Annotated in this window: 24 protein-coding genes and 1 pseudogene; 11 read left to right on the plus strand and 14 right to left on the minus strand. The window is 70.5% G+C overall.

The window, feature by feature from the left end; translation table 11 throughout:
- The 3 genes from ACXIZN_RS00180 to ACXIZN_RS00190 are packed head-to-tail and all read right to left on the minus strand — an operon-like array spanning position 1 to position 2,211.
- Positions 1-939: a sigma-70 family RNA polymerase sigma factor gene (locus ACXIZN_RS00180; RefSeq protein WP_457951738.1), complete on the minus strand. Its 939-nt coding sequence runs from the start codon at positions 937-939 to the stop codon at positions 1-3.
- 5 nt (positions 940-944) lie between these two features.
- Complete coding sequence (locus tag ACXIZN_RS00185; RefSeq protein WP_034315833.1) at positions 945-1,601, minus strand: enoyl-CoA hydratase/isomerase family protein; 657 nt, start codon at positions 1,599-1,601, stop codon at positions 945-947.
- A 1-nt stretch (position 1,602) separates the two neighbouring features.
- Entirely contained in the window at positions 1,603-2,211 is a 609-nt protein-coding gene (locus tag ACXIZN_RS00190; protein ID WP_457951739.1) for a TetR/AcrR family transcriptional regulator, read from the minus strand.
- A gap of 248 nt (positions 2,212-2,459) precedes the next feature.
- Here ACXIZN_RS00190 and ACXIZN_RS00195 point away from each other — a divergent pair, with 248 nt between their 5' ends.
- Positions 2,460-2,807 carry a DoxX family protein gene (locus ACXIZN_RS00195; RefSeq protein ID WP_457951741.1) on the plus strand — a complete coding sequence of 116 codons (348 nt, stop codon included), beginning with the start codon at positions 2,460-2,462 and terminating at the stop codon, positions 2,805-2,807.
- 2 nt (positions 2,808-2,809) lie between these two features.
- Here ACXIZN_RS00195 and ACXIZN_RS00200 read toward each other — a convergent pair whose 3' ends face one another.
- The 3 genes from ACXIZN_RS00200 to ACXIZN_RS00210 are packed head-to-tail and all read right to left on the minus strand — an operon-like array spanning position 2,810 to position 4,276.
- Positions 2,810-3,151, minus strand: coding sequence for a VOC family protein (locus tag ACXIZN_RS00200; RefSeq protein ID WP_457951743.1), 342 nt, complete (start codon positions 3,149-3,151; stop codon positions 2,810-2,812).
- Between the two features lie 38 nt (positions 3,152-3,189).
- A complete protein-coding gene (gene lexA, locus ACXIZN_RS00205; protein ID WP_257484757.1) occupies positions 3,190-3,846 on the minus strand; it encodes a transcriptional repressor LexA in 657 nt (218 codons plus the stop codon).
- Between the two features lie 10 nt (positions 3,847-3,856).
- Positions 3,857-4,276 (minus strand): nuclear transport factor 2 family protein, encoded by a 420-nt coding sequence (locus ACXIZN_RS00210; RefSeq protein WP_457951744.1) that lies wholly within the window; start codon positions 4,274-4,276, stop codon positions 3,857-3,859.
- Positions 4,277-4,404: 128 nt separating this feature from the next.
- Here ACXIZN_RS00210 and ACXIZN_RS00215 point away from each other — a divergent pair, with 128 nt between their 5' ends.
- Positions 4,405-4,839, plus strand: a complete 435-nt coding sequence (locus ACXIZN_RS00215) for a hypothetical protein (protein WP_457951745.1) — start codon at positions 4,405-4,407, stop codon at positions 4,837-4,839.
- A gap of 1 nt (position 4,840) precedes the next feature.
- Here the strand turns inward: ACXIZN_RS00215 and ACXIZN_RS00220 are convergent, their stop codons facing one another.
- On the minus strand, positions 4,841-5,290 hold the full coding sequence (locus ACXIZN_RS00220) for a MarR family winged helix-turn-helix transcriptional regulator (RefSeq protein WP_457951746.1): 450 nt from the start codon (positions 5,288-5,290) through the stop codon (positions 4,841-4,843).
- A 53-nt stretch (positions 5,291-5,343) separates the two neighbouring features.
- Here ACXIZN_RS00220 and ACXIZN_RS00225 point away from each other — a divergent pair, with 53 nt between their 5' ends.
- Positions 5,344-5,715, plus strand: coding sequence for a VOC family protein (locus ACXIZN_RS00225; protein WP_321183586.1), 372 nt, complete (start codon positions 5,344-5,346; stop codon positions 5,713-5,715).
- A gap of 72 nt (positions 5,716-5,787) precedes the next feature.
- Here the strand turns inward: ACXIZN_RS00225 and ACXIZN_RS00230 are convergent.
- Positions 5,788-6,558, minus strand: a pseudogene (locus tag ACXIZN_RS00230) (helix-turn-helix domain-containing protein); the annotation flags it as partial.
- Positions 6,559-6,660: 102 nt separating this feature from the next.
- Here ACXIZN_RS00230 and ACXIZN_RS00235 point away from each other — a divergent pair.
- The 6 genes from ACXIZN_RS00235 (at position 6,661) to ACXIZN_RS00260 (ending at position 13,188) form a co-directional block, all read left to right on the plus strand.
- The gene (locus ACXIZN_RS00235; RefSeq protein ID WP_457951748.1) at positions 6,661-7,566 is read left to right on the plus strand and encodes an MBL fold metallo-hydrolase; all 906 of its coding nucleotides are present in this window, start codon (positions 6,661-6,663) and stop codon (positions 7,564-7,566) included.
- Positions 7,567-7,575: 9 nt separating this feature from the next.
- Entirely contained in the window at positions 7,576-8,841 is a 1,266-nt protein-coding gene (locus ACXIZN_RS00240) for a carboxylesterase family protein (RefSeq protein WP_457951750.1), read from the plus strand.
- A gap of 99 nt (positions 8,842-8,940) precedes the next feature.
- Positions 8,941-10,101, plus strand: coding sequence for an FAD-dependent oxidoreductase (locus tag ACXIZN_RS00245; protein ID WP_457951752.1), 1,161 nt, complete (start codon positions 8,941-8,943; stop codon positions 10,099-10,101).
- A 9-nt stretch (positions 10,102-10,110) separates the two neighbouring features.
- A complete protein-coding gene (locus ACXIZN_RS00250; RefSeq protein ID WP_457951753.1) occupies positions 10,111-11,055 on the plus strand; it encodes an RNA polymerase sigma-70 factor in 945 nt (314 codons plus the stop codon).
- Positions 11,056-11,137: 82 nt separating this feature from the next.
- Positions 11,138-12,304 (plus strand): NAD(P)/FAD-dependent oxidoreductase, encoded by a 1,167-nt coding sequence (locus tag ACXIZN_RS00255; RefSeq protein ID WP_457951755.1) that lies wholly within the window; start codon positions 11,138-11,140, stop codon positions 12,302-12,304.
- Positions 12,305-12,333: 29 nt separating this feature from the next.
- Complete coding sequence (locus tag ACXIZN_RS00260) at positions 12,334-13,188, plus strand: NAD(P)H-binding protein (protein ID WP_457951756.1); 855 nt, start codon at positions 12,334-12,336, stop codon at positions 13,186-13,188.
- On the opposite strand, the gene ACXIZN_RS00265 is transcribed toward ACXIZN_RS00260, so the two are convergent.
- Genes ACXIZN_RS00265 through ACXIZN_RS00275 form a run of 3 tightly spaced genes read right to left on the minus strand, consistent with a single transcriptional unit; the run spans position 13,164 to position 15,800 of the window.
- Positions 13,164-13,694 (minus strand): hypothetical protein, encoded by a 531-nt coding sequence (locus tag ACXIZN_RS00265; protein WP_457951757.1) that lies wholly within the window; start codon positions 13,692-13,694, stop codon positions 13,164-13,166. The two genes, ACXIZN_RS00260 and ACXIZN_RS00265, sit on opposite strands and share 25 nt — an antisense overlap.
- Positions 13,695-13,713: 19 nt before the next feature.
- Complete coding sequence (locus ACXIZN_RS00270) at positions 13,714-14,841, minus strand: C40 family peptidase (RefSeq protein ID WP_457951758.1); 1,128 nt, start codon at positions 14,839-14,841, stop codon at positions 13,714-13,716.
- Positions 14,841-15,800, minus strand: coding sequence for a nucleoside hydrolase (locus tag ACXIZN_RS00275; RefSeq protein WP_257484775.1), 960 nt, complete (start codon positions 15,798-15,800; stop codon positions 14,841-14,843). The genes ACXIZN_RS00270 and ACXIZN_RS00275 overlap by 1 nt, the downstream gene beginning before the upstream one ends.
- Before the next feature lie 53 nt (positions 15,801-15,853).
- On the opposite strand from ACXIZN_RS00275, the gene ACXIZN_RS00280 reads away from it, so the two are divergent.
- Positions 15,854-16,612, plus strand: a complete 759-nt coding sequence (locus ACXIZN_RS00280) for an acyltransferase (protein ID WP_126734537.1) — start codon at positions 15,854-15,856, stop codon at positions 16,610-16,612.
- Between the two features lie 82 nt (positions 16,613-16,694).
- On the opposite strand, the gene ACXIZN_RS00285 is transcribed toward ACXIZN_RS00280, so the two are convergent.
- Positions 16,695-17,261 carry an NADAR family protein gene (locus ACXIZN_RS00285; protein ID WP_457951759.1) on the minus strand — a complete coding sequence of 189 codons (567 nt, stop codon included), beginning with the start codon at positions 17,259-17,261 and terminating at the stop codon, positions 16,695-16,697.
- A 56-nt stretch (positions 17,262-17,317) separates the two neighbouring features.
- The gene (gene ilvA, locus ACXIZN_RS00290; protein ID WP_457951760.1) at positions 17,318-18,574 is read right to left on the minus strand and encodes a threonine ammonia-lyase IlvA; all 1,257 of its coding nucleotides are present in this window, start codon (positions 18,572-18,574) and stop codon (positions 17,318-17,320) included.
- A gap of 2 nt (positions 18,575-18,576) precedes the next feature.
- Here ilvA and ACXIZN_RS00295 point away from each other — a divergent pair, with 2 nt between their 5' ends.
- Positions 18,577-19,872, plus strand: a complete 1,296-nt coding sequence (locus tag ACXIZN_RS00295) for a serpin family protein (protein WP_457951762.1) — start codon at positions 18,577-18,579, stop codon at positions 19,870-19,872.
- Here the strand turns inward: ACXIZN_RS00295 and ACXIZN_RS00300 are convergent.
- On the minus strand, positions 19,869-20,693 hold the full coding sequence (locus ACXIZN_RS00300; protein WP_457951763.1) for an NAD(P)H-binding protein: 825 nt from the start codon (positions 20,691-20,693) through the stop codon (positions 19,869-19,871). The genes ACXIZN_RS00295 and ACXIZN_RS00300 overlap by 4 nt on opposite strands.
- Positions 20,694-20,722 lie beyond the last annotated feature (29 nt).

Consider the following 20,722-nt stretch of genomic DNA (forward strand, 5'->3'; position numbering starts at 1 on the left):
TCAGGCCTTCGCCGGGGGAAGGCCGAACCGCGCGAACAGGTCCGCGTCGAGGAACGAGGTGATCTCGCGGATCCGGTCTTCGCGCAGGGAAAGCACGCTGATGGACCAGGCGCGATGGACGGCGTCGGCCGATTCGCCCAGGTAGCAGGCGACGGCGGGCTGCCCGTTGGCGGTGAGGACCTCGGTGCGCCAGCTCGGGCACCGGCCCAGCGGGACCGCGACGGCGAAGCCGGTCACCGCGTCGATGCCGCTGTACCAGCGCATGAGCGGTGGCATGGACCAGGTGACGTCCTTGGTCAGCAACGCCACGAGCGCGTCGGTGTCGCCACGCTCCAGCGCGGAGGCGAAGCCCGCGGCGATCTCGCGTGTCTTGGTGTCCTGGAGCTTCTCGGGCGGCGGGATCTTCTCGGCCACGATCGCCCGCGCGCGTTGCAGCGCGCTGTTCACCGCCGAGACCGAAGTGTCCATTGTGGACGCTATTTCGGCGGCGGAGAAGCCGAGGACGTCGAAGAGCACCAGCGCGGCCCGCTGGTTGCCCGGCAGGTGCTGCAATGCGGCGACGAAGGCCAGCTCGATGACTTCGCGCCGCTCGTACCGGGCGTCCGGTGCGTCCGGGTACGGGCTGAGCCACGCCACCTCGGTCACCGGGGCGTCTTCGAGCACGACTCGCTCGCTCGACGGGCCCAGGTCCATCGGCAACGCCCGCTTGCCGCGAGCGGCCACGACGTCCAGGCAGGTGCGGGTGACGATGGTGTAGAGCCAGGAGCGCATCGAGCCGCGGCCCTCGAACCGGTCCATCCCCCGCCAGGCCCGCAGGAGCGCGTCCTGCAGCGCGTCGTCGGCGTCGTGGACCGAGCCGAGCAGCCGATAGCAGTGGGCGTGCAGTTCGCGGCGCAGCGGCTCGACCAGGCGATCGAACTCCGCGTCGTCGGTGGGCACGACGGCTACTTGGCGCGAAGCGCGGTGACGGCCGGGGTGAACATCGTCGTCTTGATCGCGGACAGCGTGCCGCGATCCTTGCCCGCCAGCGGGCGGACGAGGTCGGCCGCGTACTCCAGCAACGCGGGCTTCTCGGCGACGGCGTCGACGAGCCCCAGGTCCCGCGCGTCCGTCCCGCCGAACCGGCGGCCCGTGGTCATCGACGCGATCGCGGCGGCGGGGGTGAGCTTGCCCTGGATCAGCGCCGCCATCCCCGGCGTGAACGGGATGTTGATATCCGCTTCGGGGAAGCAGAAGTACCCACGGTCGGCGCGCATCACCCGGAAGTCGTGCGCCATCGCGAGCATGGCCCCGGCGCCGAACGCGTGCCCGTTGATCGCGGCGACCGTGTGCACGCCGAGGGTGAGCACGCGGGCCAGCAGTTCGTGGACGTCGGCGACGTACTGCGCGGCCTGGGCGGGGTTGCTGGTGAGCCAATCGAGGTCGAGGCCGTTCGAGTAGAACTTCCCGGAGCCGACGGTGACCAGCACGGCCGGATCCGGATAAGCGACGACGGTGTCCAGCTGGGAATGGACGGTTTCCAGCCAGGAAGGCGAAAAGCGGTTCTCGTCGTCTCCGAGGTCCAGCAGGAACACCGGGGCGTCGTGGCGCAGTGTGGGCATGTCAGTCCTTTCGTGGGGGCGGGAGCAGGAGTATTGCGCGCACCGCGGCGGCGAGCCGGGTGCGGGAGTCTTCGGAGATCGGCTCGCCCGCGGTGAACGCGCGGCGGAACAGGGCCGTCGGCAGATCGACGACGCAGGTGGTGAGCACCTCGACGGCCTGCGCGTCCTGCCGGTCCCAGAGCCGTCCGGCGAGCCGGACCAGGAGCGCGATCAGGCGTTTGTCGAGCACCAGGAGGTCGCCGGCGAGATCGTCGGGGACCTGCGGGCCGAGCAGGTGCTCCTTCTTGACCGTGATGAGCAGGCGGGCGGCCTCGGGCCTTCGGTCGGCGAACAGGGCCGGCGCGCTCGCGGCGGCGACGACCGCCGCGGCGGGGTCTTCCGCTTGATCGGCCAGCTCGGTCTGGAGGTCGAGGAACTCGCCCGCCGCGCGCAGCCAGACGCGGGCCAGCAAGGCGCCGAGCGAGCCGAAGGCGTGATAGATCGAGCCGTTGGACACCCCGGCGGCGGTCGCGAGCGACCGGACGGTGACGCCCTGGGCACCGGCCTCGACCACCAGGCGCTCGGCCTCGTCGAGCAGCCGGTCGAGGTCGTGCACGCGGGGGCGGGGCATGGGGCGACGGTAACAGAGCGCTTGCTCCAGAACAATAAGAGAGCGGTCGCTCTAAAACGTGTGCCATGAGGGAAGGCGGCCGCCGCCGAGCAGGACGACGGCGGGCCCGGAGCCCGCCTGTTCACCGGCGATCGGGGTGCCGTCGCGGGATGTGACGCGGGTCATGTCCACCTCCGCCGCCAGGTTGTCACATCCGGCGTGCGGCCGGGGTCAACCCGCTGAACAACCGATCCCGAGGAGAAACCGAAATGACCACCGCCTATGTCATCGTCACCATCGTCGGAGCGTTCATGGCCGCGTTCTCGGCCGCCTCGATCTTCTCCCGTGCCAAGTGGGTCGTGCAGCCGCTGGCCGACTACGGCGTCCCCCGCGGTTGGTGGACGCCGCTCGGCGTCGCCAAGGCGGCGGGCGCGCTCGGCCTGATCGCCGGCCTGTGGGTGCCCGCGCTCGGCGTCGCGGCCGGGATCGGCCTGGTGCTCTACTTCACCGGCGCCGTGATCACGGTGCTCCGCGCGCACTGGCCGTCGCACGTCGCGTTCCCGCTGATGTACATGGCGCCCGTCGCCGCCTCCTTGGTGCTCGGCTTCGCCGCTTGAGGTCAGGAATCCGGGGTCCACACCGCGAGTTCGGCGCCGCCGGGCTCGCGGAAGTGGAACCGGCGCCCGCCGGGGAACGAGAACGGCTCGGCCGTGACGACCCCGCCCGCGGCCTCGACGGAAGCCTTCGCCCGTTCGAGGTCGTCGGTGCGGATCGTCACCAGCGGCGCGGCCGTCTGCTGCGCGGTGTCCTCCTGGAAGCCGAACGAGACCACGCCGCCGCCCTGGACGTCGGCGTACGCCGGGCCGTACGCCGCCGCCGTCCACCCGAAGGCCGTTTCGAAGAACCTGCCCGAGCCCGTCGCCGAACTCGACGGGAACTCGACGAAGTCGATTTCGTACATGGGCGCAGAAGCTACCCCGGACCACCGACAGAAAAGTGTCAGACGCTGCGCAGGACCGACACCACGACGCCGAGCACGCTCGCGCGGTCCCCGTCGATGACGTCGTAGGCGGGGTTGCGCGGTTCGAGGTACACGTGGCCGTCGCGGCGGCGGTACACCTTGACCGTGGCCTCCTCGTCGATCATCGCGGCGACGATCTGGCCGGAGTGCGCCTCCTGCTGCTGCTTCACCACGACGATGTCGCCGTCGCAGATCGCCGCGTCGATCATCGAATCACCGCGCACCCGCAGCCCGAAGACGTTGCCGCGCCCGGTGAGTTCACGCGGAAGGGTCATCACGTCGTCGACGTGCTCGACGGCCGAGATGGGCGTTCCCGCGGCGATGTCACCGACGACGGGGACCGGCACGGAGTCCTCTGTGGACGCCTTCGACGAGGTGCCGTGCAGGAAGGCGCGGACGTCGATGGGGCGGGAGATCGAGCTGCTGCGGCGGAGGAAACCCTTCTCCTCCAAGGCCGCGAGGTGCTTCGACACCGAGGACGTCGAACGCAGCCCGACCGCTTCGCCGATCTCGCGCGTGCTCGGCGAGTATCCGTACTCCATCACCCATTCGCGGATGGTCAGCAGGATCTTCTGTTGCCGTTCCGGCAGGGAAGCGGCTTCCTCGAACAGCTCGGGATCTTGGTAGGCGGTCATCATCGGAATGTTAGTTCGTACAGGCCGCCGCGATCGCCGCGGTGTCCCAGTAGAACGGCCGCACCTCGGTGATGCGCCCGTCCTCGACGGTGATCGTCTGCAGGATCGGGAAATCGAGCTCGTCGCCGGTGGCCCTGGCGCGGGCGTGCACGTGGGTCAGCACGACCAGGGGGCTGGTCTCGCTCAGGAAGCTCTGCTCCACCATGTCGAAGACGTCCCAGGTGTCGCTCATCGCGGTGAAGAACCGCTCCATGCCGTCGTGGCCGCGCCAAATTCCGCCGTAGGGCAAGGAATCCGCCTGGTGCAGCACCACGCCGGGGGAGAAGAACGGGGCGAGCGGCGCGAAGGTGGCGCCGCCCGCGGCGAGGTACTCGGCTTCCGCCGCGTACATGCCCTTGGGGACGGAAAGGGCGTCTGTTGTCGTCGTCACGAGGACCACTGTGACGCGCGGCGCCGCCGATCGCTGGCGGATATCCGTCGTGGAGATCGGCCGGATGGCGGCCAGCCCGGGCCGAAAGTCCGATCCCGCGGCGGTTTCCGCGCGGTTGACTCGATCGTATGAACACGAAGATCACCGCGGCGGTCCTCGCCGCCGCGACGGCCACGGTCGCCCTGTCCGGATGCGGTCTCAAGGAAGGGCTGACCGAAAAGGCGAACGGGCACGTCAAGACGGTCGGCTACGCGACCGGCGCGGAGGGAAAGCGGGACGCGGACGCCCGCCTGCCGGAGTGGGTGCCGGACGGGGCGACGTCGATCACGGAGGTCATCCGGACCACGGGTTCGGAGCGGCTCCTGAAATTCACCGGCGGAACGCTTCCCAGCCTCTGCGTGCCGGGGGCGGCCGCGACCCAGGCGGCCACCCTTGCCGCCCAGTGGTGGCCGGCGGGGCAGGAGAGCCGGACCGACAAGGTCTGCGGTGAATGGCACGTGCTGGTCCAGGGCGCCGACGTGTACGCGTTCAAGCCCGAGACGTTGGTGAGCAAGCGGTCCTGAATCACTCTTCGGGGGTGAGCGCGTCGGCGCAGGCGGCGAGGTCGTGCAGCAGCCGGTCCCGCTGGTCCGCCGAAAACGGCGTGAGCATCCGGTCCTGGACCGCGCGCACGGCGCCGCTGGCGGCGCGGAGCCGTTCGCGCCCCTCGGGGGTGAGCGTGCTGGGCAGGGCCCGGCCCTGGGGCGCAGTCGCCGGGCGGGTGATGAGCCCTCGGTCCTGCAGTCCGCGCAGGACCAGGTTCATCGACTGCCGGGTGACGAACACGGCCCTGGCCAGTTCCGCGTTGGACAGCCCCGGACGCTGCGACAGCACTTCGAGGCAGGAGTACTGCGGCACGGTCAGATCGAGGGGGCGCAACGCGGCCTCCATCGCCGTCCGGAGCGCCGTCGCCGCTCGTTTCAGCATGTACCCCACCGCTTGGTCCAGGGGCCCGACCTGCTCGCCTTGACTCATGTCAGCATCATGACATACGTTGGCTATGTCAACACCCTGACATGGAGGACGACATGACCGTGACCGGACCCGATTTCTTCTCGCTGCAGGTACGCGACCTCGACCGTGCCGCCGCGTTCTACGAAACCCACCTCGGGCTGAGCAGACTGCCCGTCGCACCGCCGCACGCGGTGGTGTTCGGCACGAAGACGATCCCGTTCGCGGTGCGGGAACCCGTGCCGGGCACGGATCTCGACGCCATCTCCCCGCGGCCGGGATCAGGAGTGGCGATGTGGCTGCACGCCGACGACGCGCAGGGCCTGCACGACCGGCTGGCCGGTGCCGGCGTCACCATCCTCACGGAGCCGTTCGACGGGCCGTTCGGCCGCACGTTCGCCTTCGCGGACCCGGACGGCTACGCGATCACCGTGCACGACAAGGCCTGAGCCCGCTTGCCGCAGCAGCGCGAGTGCTTGCGCGTCTGAGGAACCGGCGGGGGTCGTGCACACGACCAGCAGCTGATCCGGTGACCGGGCGATCGACAGGGTCTGCTGGGACACCGTGACCGAGCCGACGACCGGATGCCGCAGTTCGTAGCTTTCGGCGTCACAGGGCCGCACGCGGTGGTCGCTCCAGAGCGCGACGAACTCGGGGCTCTTCATCGTCAGCTCGCCGATCAGCTCCGCGAGCAGCGGGTCATCGGGATATTTGCCGACGGCGATCCGCAGGTTGCCGACCACCGCGCGGATCTTCCGCTTCCAGTCGGCGTACAGGTCCCGGCAGTGCGGGTCCAGGAACAGCAGCCGGCTCATGTTCGGCCGTCGCGCCGGGTCGTCCGGCGCGTGGAAGTCCAGATGCCCGCCCAGCAGGGCGTGGCCGAGGTCGTTCCACGCCAGGACGTCCGAGCGGCGGCCGAGCACCAGTGCGGGAGCGTCGACGGTGCCCAGCAGATCCCGTGTCTCGTCGTGAAGCTTCTCGGACCGTGGACGGCGTGCCCGCGGGGCGCGGCGGGCGGCGGTGGCGAGCCGTTCGAGGTGTTCGCGTTCGTGGCCGTCGAGCCGGAGCGCGCGGGCGATGGCGTCGAGCACCTCGGCCGAGGCTCCGCGCGACATGCCCTGCTCCAGCCGCGCGTAGTAGGAGACGCTGACCCCCGCGAGCTGGGCCAGTTCCTCACGCCGCAGCCCGGCCACCCGGCGGCGCGCCCCGAAGTCACGCAAACCGACGTCTTCCGGGCGCAGCCGGGCCCGTCGCGCCCGCAGGAAGTCGCCGAGCGGGCCAGATCCGTCCATGAACCCGAGTATCCGTGCCGTGGCCACACTCAGCCACACCCTCCCAGTGGGAGGAAAAGCGGGGCGTGGTCCGGTCGCTCCCCGGCCTCCAGGCTCGGTGACATGGACGAGATCACCATCGGAGACGTCACCGTCACCCGGGTCAAGGAGTTCTACGGTTCGCTCGGCATGACGCCTGCCGAATTCATGCCGGACAGCCCCGGCGGCGCGTGGGACGAACACCGCGACTGGCTGGCGCCCGACTTCTGGAACCCCGAGACGAACGAGTGCCGCACGGCGCTGCAGTCCTGGCTGATCCGCAGCGAAGGACGCACGATCCTCGTCGACACCGGGGTCGGCAACCACAAGGACCGGCCCTACGCGGCGGTGTGGAACCGCCTCGACACCGCCTACCTCGACAACCTCGCGACCGCCGGGGTGCGGCCCGAGGACGTCGACGTCGTGGTCAACACGCATCTGCACATCGACCACGTCGGCTGGAACACGCGGCTCGACGGCCGCACCTGGGTGCCGACCTTCCCGAACGCCGAGTATCTGATGCCGCGGCCCGACTTCGACTTCTGGAATCCGGCCGAAGCGCACGATTCCGTGCTGGGGCGTGGGAATCAGAACGTCTTCGAGGACAGTGTCGCGCCGGTGCACGAGGCTGGGCTGACCCGCCTGTGGGACGGCACGCACCGCATCGACCGGAATCTGCGGCTGGACCTCGCGCCCGGCCACACCCCGGGCTCGTCCGTGCTCACCCTGGAATCGGGTGGGGAGCGGGCGTTGTTCGTGGGCGACCTCGTGCACACCGCGCTGCAGATCGTGGAGCCGGACACCAATTCGCCCTATTGCGAAGACCCGGCCGGATCCCGCGCCACCCGGCACAAACTGCTCGGCCAGGCCGCCGACGACAACGCTCTCGTCTTCCCCGCGCATTTCGGTGCCCAGGGCGCTTTGCGGGTCGAGCGCCGGGGATCGAAGTTCGCGATCGCGCGGTGGGCCGGGTTCTCCGCCCTCTCCTGAGGAGTTTTCGTGTACGTGCAAGCAGAAACCCCGTCCGGTGTCGTGCGCGGCCGACGCGACTCCTTCGGTGAGCTCTACCAGGCCGTCCCGTACGCGGCGGCGCCGATCGGACCTGGCCGCTTCCTCCCGCCGTCGCCGCATCCGGGCTGGCCCGGCGTCCGCGACGGCACGCGGCCCGGGCCGACGGCTCCCCAGCCGGTGCGCGACTTCGGCGGGCTCGACATGTCCCCGTATTTCGGACCCGGCTGGGTGCGCGGCGACGAGTACCTCACCGTCGACGTCCGGACGCCCGCGGCGGACGGCGGCCGCCGTCCGGTCATGGTGTTCGTGCACGGCGGCGGCTTCGTCACCGGTTCGGCCCGCGCCGCGCTGTACGACGGAAGAGCGTTCTCACGCGACGGCGTCGTCCTGGTGAAGGTGAACTATCGCCTCGGCGTCCCCGGATTCCTCGACCTGGAGGGTGCTCCGCCCAACCGGGGGCTGCTCGACGTGCTCGCCGCGCTCGGCTGGGTGCGGGACACGATCGCGGTGTTCGGGGGCGATCCGGGCAACGTCACCGTCTTCGGGCAATCCGCGGGGGCGACGCTCACCGCCGCGCTGCTCGCGACGCCGGAGGCCAAGGGAATGTTCCGCCGGGCGATCGTCCAGAGCGGCAGCGGAACCGGCGCCTTCACCCCGGAGCAGGGCGCCCGGGTCACCGCGGCGGCCGCTTCGGCGCTGGGAACCGAGCCGACCGCGCGAGCGTTCGGAGAGATCCCGGACGAGCGGTTCGTGGAGATCCTGCCCGCGCTGGCCGGTCTCGATCTGCGGACCGGAACCGCCGAGGACCCGCTGGCCGGGCTGAGCCCGTTCAGCCTCGTGTCGCCGGTCCAGCCCGCCGACGGTCCTCTCGACGGCGACGTCGCGCTGCTCATCGGCACCAACACCGAGGAAGGAAACCTTTACGGCCGGCCGGATCTCGGGCACACGCTGTTCGGCGCCGGTACCGAGCGGCTGGCGATGGCGCACGCGCGGATCTCGGGCGGCCGCACCCACCGGTACTCGTTCGGTCATCGCTCGACGGCGTTGAACGGACGGCTCGGCGCAGCCCACACCGTCGAGCTGCCGTTCGTCTTCGACGTCGCGGGCGAGCCGTGGTTGCACGGGGAGGCGGGCCTGCTCGGGCCCGATCCCGCCCCGGAAGGTCTCGCGGCAAGGATGCACGGCGCGTGGGTCGCCTTCGCGAGGACCGGCGACCCCGGCTGGCCGGCGGACACCGTCGAATTCTTCGGCTGACAGCGCCTGCCAGACCGGTGCCAGCGTCGTGTGCGCCGCCTGCCAGCGGCCGGGAGCACGCTCTGGAATGTCATTCCAGAAGCGATCCGAGGGGTCACCATGAACACACCTGTCACGATCATCGGCGCCGGTCTCGGCGGGCTCACCCTGGCGAGGGTCCTGCACGTCCACGGCATCCCGTCCGACGTCTACGAAGCGGAAGCTTCCCCGACCTCGCGCCTGCAAGGCGGGATGCTCGACATCCACGACTACAACGGGCAGCTCGCCCTCGAAGCCGCCGGGCTCATGGACGAGTTCCGCGGCATCGTCCTGGAGGGCCGTCAGGCAATGCGGGTCCTCGAGTCGGACGGGACCGTCCTGTTCGAACGGGCCGACGACGGCACGGGCGGCCGCCCCGAGGCACAACGCGGGGACCTGCGGCGGATGCTGCTCGACTCGCTCCCCGAAGGCACCGTCCGGTGGGGGCGCAGGGCCGCCGGCGCCCGGACGCTCGACGACGGCCGTCACGAGGTGACCTTCGACGACGGCACCACCGTCGTCGCGGGACTCCTGGTCGGCGCGGACGGCGCCTGGTCGCGGATCCGGCCGCTGCTCACCGACGCCGTGCCCGAGTACTCCGGCAGCTCGTACGTCGAGACCTACCTGTACGACTCCGATACCCGTCATGTCGCCGTGGCCGAGACGGTCGGGGGCGGATCGATGGTCGGGACGGGACCCACCGAGGGCACGAGTATCAACGCCCACCGGGAGAAAGGAGACACGCTGCACGCCTACGTGGAGCTCACCAAACCGCTGGAGTGGTTCGACGCCCTCGATCTCACCGACGCCGAAACCGCCAAGGCGCGGATCGCGGCGGAGTTCGACGGCTGGTCGCCGGAGCTGACCGCGCTGATCACCGAAAGCGACGTCGCGCCGATCCATCGCCCCGCCTTCGCCTTGCCGTCCGGGCTGCGGTGGGAACGCGTCCCCGGCGTGACGTTGCTCGGCGACGCCGCGCATCTCGCGCTGGCGAACGGGGAAGGCGCCAACCTGGCGATGCTCGACGGCGCCGAACTCGCCAAAGCCCTCGCCGCGCGCCCGGACGACGTCGAGACCGCCCTCGCCGAGTACGAACAGGCCATGTTCGTCCGCTGTGAAACGCCCATGGAGGAGGACTTCCTGCTCGAAAGCATCTTCGGGGAAGACGTCCCCGAGCGGCTGCTGAAGCTGTTCGGGATCGAGGAACGGAAGGCGTCACACGCACAGCGTCGCGATGGCTAATCTGGAGCGATGCTGGTGGGTGCGCGCGAAGTCGAGGTGTTCGAGGCGGCCCGTGGCCGGTTGGAGGCGATCGCGTATCGCTTGCTGGGGTCGGCGAGCGACGCGGAGGACGCGGTGCAGGACACGTTCCTGCGCTGGCAGTCCGCCGACCACGGGTCCGTCGAGACCCCCGAGGCCTGGCTGACGAAGGTGCTCACCAACCTCTGCCTCAACCGGCTCACCTCGGCGCGGGCCCGGCGGGAAACCTATGTGGGCCAATGGCTGCCCGAGCCGGTCTTCGCGGGGGACCGGATGCTCGGGCCGTCCGACACCGTCGAGCAGCGTGAGTCGGTCTCCATCGCGATGCTCACGCTGATGGAGCGGCTCTCGGCCAAGGAACGCGTCGTGTACGTGCTGCGCGAGGCGTTCGGGTACTCGCACGCCGAGATCGCCGAGGTCCTCGACGTCACCGAAGCGAACTGCCAGCAGATCTACCGGCGTGCCAAGGGACATCTGGCCGTCGACCGGCGCAGGGTGGAGGTCGACGAGGCCGCCGCCCGCGAGATCGTCGAGGAGTTCCTCGCCGCGGCGCTCAGCGGCCGGACCGACACGCTGGTACGGCTGCTGGCCGGCGACGCGGTCAGCATCGGCGACGGTGGCGGTGTGCTCTTCTCGCTGCCGCGGCCGGTCACCGGCGCGCTGCGGGTGGCGAGGTTCCTGCGTGGGCTTTTCAAGCCGAGCGCGGCCAAGTGGTCGTTGATCGGCGGCAAGCCCGTGCTGTTCCCCACCGTCGCCAACGGTGCGCCCGCGCTGGTGCTGATGGTGGAGGACCGGGTCGCCGGTGTCGTCTCCTTCGACCTGACCGCCGACGGCATCGCGGCGGTCCACGCCCAGGTGAACCCCGCCAAACTCGAGCGCGCGACGCGCCGGTGGGCCGAATCCGGGCACGGGGAGCCACTCGCCGTTGACTGGTGACCCGGATCACAGTCCGCCGCTGTCAGGTTTCGTGCCGCTGGCCGGTTCAGGAAGCGAACACCGACCGGACAGGAGTGAGACCATGAAGCACCGAATCGTCGTCCTCGGAGCCGGATACGCCGGAGCCAACGCCGCCGGACGCCTCGCGAAGCGGCTGCACCCCGCCGACACCGAGATCACCCTCGTCAGCGCCGATGCCGAATTCGTCGAGCGGGTCCGCATGCACCAGCTCGCCACCGGGCAGGACCTGAAGCCCCGCCTGCTGACCGACGTCTTCGCGGGCACGGGCGTGGGGGTGCGGATCGCCCGGGTCACCGCTGTCGACACCGAAGGCAAGACCGTCGCCCTCTCCGACGGCGAGATCGCCTACGACACGCTCGTCTACGCGCTCGGCAGCGCGGCCGCCGACCGCGGCGTTCCCGGCGTCACCGAGCACGCCCACCACATCGACGGCAAGGTTTCCGCGCTGCGGTTGCGTGACCGCCTCGCCGATCTCGCCGCGGGCGGAACGGTCCTCGTCGTCGGTGGCGGCCTCACCGGCATCGAAGGCGTCACGGAGATCGCGGAAGCCCGGCCGGATCTCGAAGTCTCTTTCGCGATCCGCGGCGGCCTCGGCGACTGGATGAGCGAGAAGGCCCAGCGTCACCTGCGCGGAACCTTCGGCCGGCTCGGCATCACCGTGCACGAGGACACCGACATCACGAGCGTCGGGCGGACCGGAGCGATGACCGCGGACGGCCGCGCCATCCCGGCCGAGGTGACCGTCTGGACGGCGGGTTTCGCCGTCCACCCCATCGCCGCCGCCACGACGCTGGAAGTCTCCGCGACGGGCCGGATCGTCGTGGACGACACGATGCGGTCGGTCTCGCACGCGGACGTCTACGCGGTCGGCGACGCCGCGTTCGCGACGGGCGTGAACGGGACGCCACTGCGGATGTCCTGCGCCTCGGGGGTTCCCACGGCCTACCGCGCGGCCGACGCCATCGTCGCCCGCCTGACCGGAGGCTCGCTCCCCGAGAACAAGATCGGGTACACCGGCCAGTGCGTCAGCCTCGGCCGCCGCGACGCCGTCGTGCAGTGGGTGACCCCGGACGACCGGCCCAAGGACTCCGCGCTCACCGGCAAGACCGCCGCCCGGCTCAAGGAGATCATCTGCAAGGCCGCGGCCTGGAGCATCTCGAATCCGACGTCGATGCTCCCGGCCCGTCGCCGCCGTGTCGTCCCGGCCGAAGCGCCCGTCACCGTCTGACCACCCACCCGCCGAACAAGGGAACGATCATGATCCTGCTCACCGGAGCGAACGGCGTCGTGGGACGTCAGGTGACGAATGTCCTGCTGAACCAAGGCATCGACGTCGCCGCGGTCACGCGTGGCGACGGGTCCGGGCTCCCCAGCAACGCGGAAGTCGTTGCTGGGGACCTGTTCCGTCCCGCCTGGATCGAGACGGCGCTGGAAGGCGTCGAAGCGATCCAGATCAGCCCGCGTGCCACCGGCCCCGGTCTCGAAGAGCTGCTGAAGCTCGCGGCCGGGCGAGGGGTACGCCGTGTGGTGCTCCTGTCGGCCACAACCGTGGAGTACCCGGCCGGGGAAGCGCGCTTCGCCGCACAGTTCCAGCACGCCGAAGATCTCGTCATGCGCTCAGGTCTGGAGTGGACGGTGCTGCGCCTGGCGGATTTCGCCGCCAACGCGCTGGCATGGGCACCACAGATCAAGGCAGGCGACGTGGTGCGCGGCGCGTACGGCCGGGCCTCCACGTCGCCGATCCACGAAACCGACATCGCCGAGGTCGCCGCGCAAGCCCTCCTCGGCGGCCTTCCGGCGGAGTCGGTGTACACGCTGACCGGTCCGGGATCGGTGGACCAGCGCGAAAAGGTGCGGCTCATCGGCGCGGCCGTCGGCAGGCCACTGTCCTTTCAGGAGCTTCCACCCGAGCAGGTACGGCAGGGGATGCTCGCGCAGGGACTCCCCGAGGAAGTCCCCGCCCGGCTGATCGGCTCACTGGCCGACTACAGCGAGCGCCCCGGGCCGACGACCACCACGGTGGAAGAACTCCTCGGCCGTCCGGCGCGCACGTTCGCCGACTGGGCGCGGGACAACGCTCCGGCTTTTCAGGCCCAGCCGACCTTCGCGTAGAACGGCGTGATCCACGCCCGGAACCGTTCCCCGTAGGCCTCCTGAGTGGCGGCCACGACGCCGTCCGGATCCTCGGCCGGCGTCAGGCCGCGCTCACGGAGCCACTCGACGAACCGTTCGTGCGAGCCGCTGTGGTCGTCGTCTTCCTCGCGGTAGTAGTACGCCGAGTCGTGGCCGACCATGATCTCGGCGTCGAAACCCAGTAGCCGCAGGAAATCCGTGAAGTCGCGCGCGACGACGTGCTCACCGCCCTCGTCGCCGAAGACCACGACGGGCGACCGGGCGAGGTCCGTCCCGTCGTCGGCCCGCCAGATCGCGTAGGTCGAGCCGCTGCCGTTCGCCTGGGCGAAGGGGATCAGCCGCGAGAGGAACGCGGGGTCGTCCAGCTCCTGCGGGAAGCCGCTCTTGTCGTCGTAATCGGACAGCTCGAAACCGTCGGCCAGGTAGTCGCGGGCCGAGTCGTAGAGGTCCTTCAGCTCGTTCAGGACCGGGATCGGTGAATACACGCGGTCACCCTATGCCGCTTCAGGCCGTCGGGCGGCCCGCTCCGGCGTAATCGTCGCCCTGTTTCCGGTAGGTGTGCACCTGCACCGCCTGCCCGGTCTGCGGGGCGTCGATCATCTGCTGGTTCCCGATGTACAGCCCGACGTGGTGGATCTTCGTGTTCGGCTCGCCGTAGAAGATCAAGTCGCCCAGCTGGGGATCGGTCACCTTGTTCACGCTGTGGTACTGCGTGTGGGCGGTGCGCATGAGCTTCACACCGGCGCTCGCGTACGCGGCCGTCGTCAGGCCGGAGCAGTCGAAACCGGGGTCGCCGCCGCCGGTGCCGTTGCCGCCCCAGACGTAGGGCAGCCCGATCTTGTCGATGGCGAAGTTGACCGCGCTCAGGGCCGCCGCGTTCGGCGGCTGCGGGCTCTGGCCGACCGTGCCGTAGACGTTCACCGTCGCGAGCGTGCGGTGCATCAGCAGCGGCGCGGGCTGCAGGGTGCTCACCGCGTTCCACCACGTCTGGCCCTGGCCGAGGTCACGGCCGCCCGCGCACAGGGCCCGGCCGGCGGTGAGGGTGGCGTCGTCGATGTTCTGCGGATCCGGCTTCCCGCCGGTGGCCGAGGCCTGGAACTGGTTCCATACCGACGGCGTCAGCTGCAGCGGGCCGCTGGCGTTCGCGGACGAGACGACCTTGTTGTAGAAGTCGCGGACCTCGACCGCGCCGAGCGGTTTGGTCAGCACGCCGTCGGCGTTCAGGCCCGAACCGGCGGCGCGGCCGTGATCGGAGGCGATCTTGCCGAGCGCGGCCAGCGTCACCCAGGAAAGGCGGCAGCCCGGCGTTTCCTTGCTCAGCGTGACGGTGGTCTTCGCGTAGCCGGTCATCGCGCGCAGCGGGATGTCGAGCCAGCCGCTGGTCTTCGACACCCAGGCGTCGAACTCCTGCCCCATCTGCTGCGGGACCTTCGGCTGTTCCTTCGGCATCTCCGCCGGGGCGGACGACGACGGCGGCGGCTCGGGCGGAGCCGAGGACTGGACGGCGGCGGCTTCGGTCTTCGGCTCGTCCTTCGGCGCGAAGGTGATGGCGGCGACCAGAGCCGCGGCCGCGACGACCACGGCCGCGCCGATCACCGGAAGTCTGCGGCGGCGCGAGGTTTCCTGCTCCATCACCGGCCCCCGGTGATCCGGCCGAGGACGAAGTCGCGGAAGGCGTCGACGTCGGTGGTCAGCGCGACGTCGATGGTGCGGCCGGGCACGGCCTGCGGGTCGGTGCTTCGCAGCCTTCGCCGGTCTACCAGCGTCGCGCCGCGGGCGGGGCCGAAGCCGCACTCGACGTCCACGGGGTACGCCTCGACGTCGAGGATGCCCGGCCGGATCGCTTCGGCCACCGCGACCGCGTCGTGCATGACCATCCCCGGCATGCCGAGGATCGGGGTGTAGTGCTTCACGTACGTCGGGGTCAAAGCTTCGAGCGCCGCGCCGAGCGGGCCGGAAGCGGCGAGTTTGCCGAGCCAGTCCGTGTCGACCGAGCACTGGTGCGTGATGTCCAGCGGGACCAGCACCGTCGGGATGTCCTCGTCGACCAGCACCCGGCGCGCGGCCTCGGGGTCGCTCCAGATGTTGAACTCGGCCGCCGTGGTGGAGTTCCCCTTGGTCACGCCTCCGCCCATGATGACGATCCGCCCGATCTTCTCGCGGACGTCCGGATGGGCCGCCAGCAGCAGCGCGATATTCGTCAGCGGGCCGATCGGGGCGATGGTCACCGGCTCGTCGGCGGCCTCCAGCAGATCCACCAGCAGGCGGACGGCACCGCGTTCGTCGAGCGGGCGCTTCGCCTCCGGCAGCGTCCCGGCGTGGCCGGACAGGCCGTCCTGGCCGTGGACGAACCCGGCGGGTTTGGCGTTGTCGTACACCAGCGGCCGCGCGGCGCCGGCGGCGACGGGAACGTCGTCGCGGCCGAAGAGTTCCAGCAGGCGGCGGGCGTTGGAGGTGGTGTGGCTCAGCGGGACGTTGCCGAACACCGTGGTCACGCCGAGGAGTTCGACGTCCTCGGACTGCGCGGCCAGCGCCAGCGCGAAGGCGTCGTCGACCCCCGGGTCGGTGTCGATGATCAGCTTGGTGCCCATGCGCGTGATCCCCTTTGCGGTCGGCGGCCTGAACACAGGTTACGGTCACCGGTATGACGTCCATGTGGGGTGCGCCCGCGCTGTCGCGGCTCCGCGCTTGGGGCCAGGCCCGTCGTGATCCGCGTCAGGCGAAGTTCCTGACCAGGGACTCGCTGCGCTGGGTGCTGCGAAACCGCGCGTACACGCCTTGGTACCTGGTCCGCTACTGGCGGCTGCTGAAGTTCCGGATCGCGAACCCGCACATCATCCTGCGGGGGATGGTGTTCCTCGGCAAGGACGTGGAGATCCACTGCCGCCCCGGCTACGGGCGGCTGGAGATCGGCCGCTGGGTGCACATCGGCGACGGCAACGCGATCCGCTGCCACGAGGGTTCGCTGCGCATCGGCGACAAGGCGGTGTTCGGGCGGCAGAACGTCCTCAACGGCTACCTCGACATCGAGCTCGGCGCGGCCACGCTCGTCGCGGACTGGGTGTACATCTGCGACTTCGACCACGTCACCACCGACATCACCGTCCCGATCAAGGACCAGGGCATCGTGAAGTCGCCGGTACGGATCGGGCCGGACACCTGGATCGGCACCAAGGTCTCCGTGCTCAAGGGAACCCGGGTCGGCCGCGGCTGCGTCCTCGGCGCGCACGCCGTGGTGCGGGGCGAGATCCCGGACTACTCGATCGCCGTCGGTTCGCCGGCGCGCGTCGTCCGGAACCGGCAGGACGACTACGCCGCCGACGCCGCCCGCCGCGAGGCCGTCGCGGACATGGCGCGCAAGGCGAACAAGGCACTGCAGAAGACCCTGGGCGTCGACTCGTAACTCGCGTGATCGAAGGCGTAACTCGCGTGATCAGAGCCGTAACTCATGAGTTACGTTCCTGATCACGCGAGTTACGCGAAAGCTAGCCGCGCAGCTGCTCCCGGACCTCCATGAGCGCGAAGCCCAGGAGGTTCTGGCCGCGCCAGTAGTCGGGGCGCGTGGCGTTCTTGTCCTCACGGGCGAGGCCGCTGCCCCAGACCAGGTCCATCCTGGACGCCTCGACGATCACCTTGTCGCCCGTGCTCAGCAGGAACTCGCGCTCCTCGGCGTGCTGGCGGAACTTCTCGAGGTTGCCGTCGATGACGATGTCGAAGCGGTGCCGCTCCCAGACCTCGGCGTCGAATCCGGTGACCTCGCGGCCGAGGATCTTGGCGGTCTTGGGGTCCGGCGCCTGACGGATGTTGGCCGCGGCCTCGTGATCGCCGAACAGCTCCGCCTTGCTCGCCATCATGTAGTGCTCGGCGGTCGGGTACCGCTCGCCGCCCGCGACGAACGGCGCGCGCCACCACTGGCTCAGGCAGGCCGCGTTGATCCGGCCGCTCTTGAGCGGGGTGTGGCCGTAGAAGAGCTGGTACTCGGGCTCCGCGCCGCTGTGGACCAGCTCGCGCAACGCATCGAGACTCCGGACTCCGTCGACCTTGCTCACCATGGCGACCAGTGGACCACAGGCCACCGACAAGTCCCTCAGTGGCCCACCGCGGCGGTTCAGACCAGGAAGTGGAACAGCGGGCTTCCCGGTTCCACCCGCTCCACCTGCAGCGGGCTCGCCTCCAGCCGGTGCAGCAGGCCTTCCAGGTCACCGGGCCGCGCGAGTTCGACGCCGATCAGCGCCGGACCGGTCTCCCGGCTGTTGCGCTTCACGTACTCGAACCGCGTGATGTCGTCGTCCGGCCCGAGGACCTCGTCGAGGAACCGCCGCAGCGCGCCGGGCTCCTGCGGGAAACCCACCAGGAAGTAGTGCTTCAGTCCTTCGTGGATCAGCGACCGTTCGAGCACTTCGCCGTAGCGGCTGACGTCGTTGTTGCCGCCGGAGACGACGCACACCACGATCTGCCCGGGGTCGATCTTCACCGCCGTGCCCAGCGCGGCGGTCGCGAGCGCGCCCGCGGGTTCGGCGATCACGCCGTCGGACTGGTACATCGCGAGCATTTCCGTGCAGATCGCGCCCTCGGCGACGTCGGTGAGCTCGACACCGCCGTCGCGGACCAGCGGATACGTCACCGATCCGGCCTGCGCCACCGCCGCGCCGTCGACGAAGGTGTCGACGTTTTCGAGCCGCACCGGCTCACCGGCCGCCAGCGCGGCCGCCATGCAGGTCGCGCCCGCCGGTTCGACGCCGACGATCCGCATCTCCGGCGCCCGTTCGGCGGCCCACGCGGCGATCCCCGCGAGCAATCCGCCACCGCCGACCGGCACCACCATGACGTCCGGGATGAACCCGAGCTGCGCGACGACCTCCATCGCGACCGTGCCCTGACCGGCGACCGTCTCCGGCGCGTCGAACGCGGGGACCAGCGTCGCGCCGGTGGTCTCGGCGTCGTGCTTCGCGGCGCTGAAGGCGTCTTCGTAGGTCTCGCCGACGACGATGACTTCGATATGCGAGCCGCCCAGCGTCGCGATCCGCTCGCGTTTCTGCCGGGGAGTCGTGCCGGGAACGTAGACGCGGCCGTTCGCGCCGAGGCGGCGGCACGCGTACGCGACGCCCTGCGCGTGGTTGCCCGCGCTCGCGCAGACGACGCCGCGCTCACGGTGCTCCGCGTCGAGCTGGACGATGAAGTTGTACGCGCCGCGGATCTTGTACGAGCGCACGGTCTGCAGGTCCTCGCGTTTGAGCCAGACCCGGGCGTCGACCCGCGCCGAGAGCCGCTCGTTCGGTTCGAGCGGCGTGCGGGTCACCACCCCGGCCAATCGCTTGGCGGCCTCTTCGACCGTTCGGGCGCTCACCGTTTCGATCCCATGCACGAATGCTGAATGTACTGACCGGCCACGGCCACGACGGAGAGACGTCCGCTTTCCGCCGGGCACGGTGCAACCGAACCGGGCACGAACACCGTCTCCCGGACATGACGGTGTTCACCCGGTCCTTCGCGCTCGGCCTGGTCGTGCTGCTCACGGCCTGCGGAGCGGAACCCGCCCGCGAACAACCACCAGCGCCGCTGCCCGTCACCCGGCAGGTGGACTCCGGCACGGCCGCGGCGGTCACCGCTGCCGACGCCTTCGGGCTCGACCTGCTCACCGCGCCGGCGTTGGCGAGCGAAAAGAACCTGGTGCTGTCACCGGCGAGCGTCTCCACGGCGCTGCAGATGGTCGGCGCGGGCGCGATGGGCGACACCGCCGCGCAGATCCGGAAGGTGCTGCGTCTTCCCGGAGACGGGCCTCTCGTCCCGCCGGTCACCGGCCACGAGGATCTGAAGGTGTCGAACACCGCCTGGATCCAGCGGGGCCTCCGGATCAAGCCCGGGTACCGGGACGCGTTGCGTGATCGGTTCGGTGCGGCGACGAGCGACGAGGACTTCGTCACCGACCCCGGCGGCGCCCGCGAGCGGATCAACCGGACGGTGGCGGACCAGACCCAGGGGAGGATCGAAGACCTGTTCCCGGAGAAGTCGATCACCGGCGACACCAGGCTCGTCCTCGCCAACGCCCTGTACCTGAAAGTGCCATGGGCGCGGGAATTCCCCCGCGACCTCACCGTGGACGCGCCGTTCACCCGGGCCGACGGGTCGACGGTGACCGTCCCGATGATGCGCACGGCGCCGGAGATCCAGCTGGGTTACGCCGAAGGACCGGGGTATCAGGCGGTCACGCTGCCCTACCGCGGCGGGCGGCTGGCCTTCACCGTGATCGTCCCGGCCGCGGTCGACGCCTTGCGCGGCAAGGGAATCGCCGCGCTGCTCGGCGAGATCCGGCCTGCCACCGTGGAACTGGCCATGCCCAGGTTCACCGTCAGGTCCGCGCTGGACCTGTCGGCGCCGCTCAAGGAGGCGGGTATGCCCACGGCGTTCGAGCCCGGTGCCGACTTCAGCGGCATCACCGACGAAGCCCGGCTACGGATCGCTTCGGTACAGCACAAGACCTTCGTCCAGGTCGACGAGGAGGGCACCGAGGCCGCGGCGGCCACGGGGGTCGACGCCCGCGCCGTGTCGGCCGAGCTGCCGCGCACCGTGACCGCCGATCGCCCGTTCCTCTTCGTCATCACCGACACGGCCACCGGGTCGCCGTTGTTCCTCGGGCGGATCGGCGACCCGGCCGCCGGCTAGCGGAACGCGGCCAGATGCGTCCGCGCCCAGGTCGCGAACGGCCGCGGCGCCCGGCCGGTGAGGTCCTGGACGGCGCCCGTGACCGCCGAGTCGTCGAACTCGCCCTCGGCGAAGAAGCGGAAGAAGGCGTCGACGTACTTCTCCGGCATCTCCACGCTCATCGTCACGCGGGCCTCGGCGTCCGAAAGCGGTTCCAGCCGTAGCTCCCGCCCGAGCAGTTCACTCAGGACACGCAGCCGGTCGGCGGGCCGGAGCGAACCCGGGCCGGTGATGGCGTACGCGAGCCCTTCGTGTCCCGGCGTGGTCAGCGACTCCGCGGCGACGGCGGCGATGTCGTACGGATCGATCGTCGCCACCGGGACGTTCGCGAACGGCTCGCGGACGACATCCCCGGCGCGAAGCTGCGGGATCCACTGCAGCGAGTTCGACATGAACCCGCTCGGCCGCAGGAAGGTCCACGCCAGCTTCGAAGCGCGCACCGCCGCCTCGGCCGCCATGTGCATCCCCGCGACGGCGTTGTCCGCGTGCCCGCCGACGACCGAACGGGATGACAGCAGCGTGACCTGCTCGACGCCCGCGTCCCGCATCACCGCGAGCGCGCCCGGCATGTCCTCGTAGCCGCCGAGCAGGAAGACCGCCCGGACACCCTCCAGCGCGGGTTTCAAGCTCGTCGGCTCGTTGAGATCTCCTGTCACTCCCTCGACGCCGTCCGGCAACAGCCGCGGCGTGCGGACCAGCGCCCGGACGGGATGCCCGCCGCGCGCCAGGATTCCGGTCAGTTCCGAGCCGACGTTGCCGCCTGCCCCGGTCACCAAGATCATCTGTTTCTCCCCAGTGCGGTGGCCGCCGT

The sequence above is a fragment of the Amycolatopsis sp. TRM77291 genome (assembly GCF_054166285.1).

Excerpts from the sequence above, each read along its gene's own strand:
- ACXIZN_RS00185 (WP_034315833.1), bottom strand. The coding sequence starts at position 1,601 with ATGCCCACACTGCGCCACGACGCCCCGGTGTTCCTGCTGGACCTCGGA.
- ACXIZN_RS00225 (WP_321183586.1), top strand. The coding sequence starts at position 5,344 with ATGACCGTGACCGGACCCGATTTCTTCTCGCTGCAGGTACGCGACCTC.
- ACXIZN_RS00215 (WP_457951745.1), top strand. The coding sequence starts at position 4,405 with ATGAACACGAAGATCACCGCGGCGGTCCTCGCCGCCGCGACGGCCACG.
- ACXIZN_RS00260 (WP_457951756.1), top strand. The coding sequence starts at position 12,334 with ATGATCCTGCTCACCGGAGCGAACGGCGTCGTGGGACGTCAGGTGACG.
- ACXIZN_RS00270 (WP_457951758.1), bottom strand. The coding sequence starts at position 14,841 with ATGGAGCAGGAAACCTCGCGCCGCCGCAGACTTCCGGTGATCGGCGCG.
- ACXIZN_RS00250 (WP_457951753.1), top strand. The coding sequence starts at position 10,111 with ATGCTGGTGGGTGCGCGCGAAGTCGAGGTGTTCGAGGCGGCCCGTGGC.
- ACXIZN_RS00275 (WP_257484775.1), bottom strand. The coding sequence starts at position 15,800 with ATGGGCACCAAGCTGATCATCGACACCGACCCGGGGGTCGACGACGCC.
- lexA (WP_257484757.1), bottom strand. The coding sequence starts at position 3,846 with ATGACCGCCTACCAAGATCCCGAGCTGTTCGAGGAAGCCGCTTCCCTG.
- ACXIZN_RS00220 (WP_457951746.1), bottom strand. The coding sequence starts at position 5,290 with ATGAGTCAAGGCGAGCAGGTCGGGCCCCTGGACCAAGCGGTGGGGTAC.
- ACXIZN_RS00235 (WP_457951748.1), top strand. The coding sequence starts at position 6,661 with ATGGACGAGATCACCATCGGAGACGTCACCGTCACCCGGGTCAAGGAG.
- ACXIZN_RS00195 (WP_457951741.1), top strand. The coding sequence starts at position 2,460 with ATGACCACCGCCTATGTCATCGTCACCATCGTCGGAGCGTTCATGGCC.
- ACXIZN_RS00190 (WP_457951739.1), bottom strand. The coding sequence starts at position 2,211 with ATGCCCCGCCCCCGCGTGCACGACCTCGACCGGCTGCTCGACGAGGCC.
- ACXIZN_RS00245 (WP_457951752.1), top strand. The coding sequence starts at position 8,941 with ATGAACACACCTGTCACGATCATCGGCGCCGGTCTCGGCGGGCTCACC.
- ACXIZN_RS00300 (WP_457951763.1), bottom strand. The coding sequence starts at position 20,693 with ATGATCTTGGTGACCGGGGCAGGCGGCAACGTCGGCTCGGAACTGACC.
- ACXIZN_RS00280 (WP_126734537.1), top strand. The coding sequence starts at position 15,854 with ATGACGTCCATGTGGGGTGCGCCCGCGCTGTCGCGGCTCCGCGCTTGG.
- ACXIZN_RS00200 (WP_457951743.1), bottom strand. The coding sequence starts at position 3,151 with ATGTACGAAATCGACTTCGTCGAGTTCCCGTCGAGTTCGGCGACGGGC.
- ACXIZN_RS00285 (WP_457951759.1), bottom strand. The coding sequence starts at position 17,261 with ATGGTGAGCAAGGTCGACGGAGTCCGGAGTCTCGATGCGTTGCGCGAG.
- ACXIZN_RS00255 (WP_457951755.1), top strand. The coding sequence starts at position 11,138 with ATGAAGCACCGAATCGTCGTCCTCGGAGCCGGATACGCCGGAGCCAAC.
- ACXIZN_RS00295 (WP_457951762.1), top strand. The coding sequence starts at position 18,577 with ATGCTGAATGTACTGACCGGCCACGGCCACGACGGAGAGACGTCCGCT.